Origin of the sequence: Massilia sp. LMS1-1-1.1 (assembly GCF_040815535.1) — a bacterium.
GTDB lineage: Bacteria > Pseudomonadota > Gammaproteobacteria > Burkholderiales > Burkholderiaceae_D > Janthinobacterium > Janthinobacterium aestuarii.
Window position 1 is genome coordinate 1 of sequence record NZ_JBFPNG010000019.1, and the last position, 535, is coordinate 535.

General features: G+C 51.8%; 1 rRNA gene. It reads right to left on the bottom strand.

Going from position 1 to position 535, the window contains the following annotated elements:
* A 16S ribosomal RNA gene (locus tag MRBLMS1_RS14970) occupies window positions 1-535 on the bottom strand; the annotation flags it as partial.

Here is a 535-nt window from a genome sequence, read left to right on the forward strand (position 1 = left end):
GGATTCCAGCCATGTCAAGGGTAGGTAAGGTTTTTCGCGTTGCATCGAATTAATCCACATCATCCACCGCTTGTGCGGGTCCCCGTCAATTCCTTTGAGTTTTAATCTTGCGACCGTACTCCCCAGGCGGTCTACTTCACGCGTTAGCTGCGTTACCAAGTCAATTAAGACCCGACAACTAGTAGACATCGTTTAGGGCGTGGACTACCAGGGTATCTAATCCTGTTTGCTCCCCACGCTTTCGTGCATGAGCGTCAATCTTGACCCAGGGGGCTGCCTTCGCCATCGGTGTTCCTCCACATATCTACGCATTTCACTGCTACACGTGGAATTCTACCCCCCTCTGCCAGATTCTAGCCTTGCAGTCTCCAATGCAATTCCCAGGTTGAGCCCGGGGATTTCACATCAGACTTACAAAACCGCCTGCGCACGCTTTACGCCCAGTAATTCCGATTAACGCTTGCACCCTACGTATTACCGCGGCTGCTGGCACGTAGTTAGCCGGTGCTTATTCTTCAGGTACCGTCATTAGCAA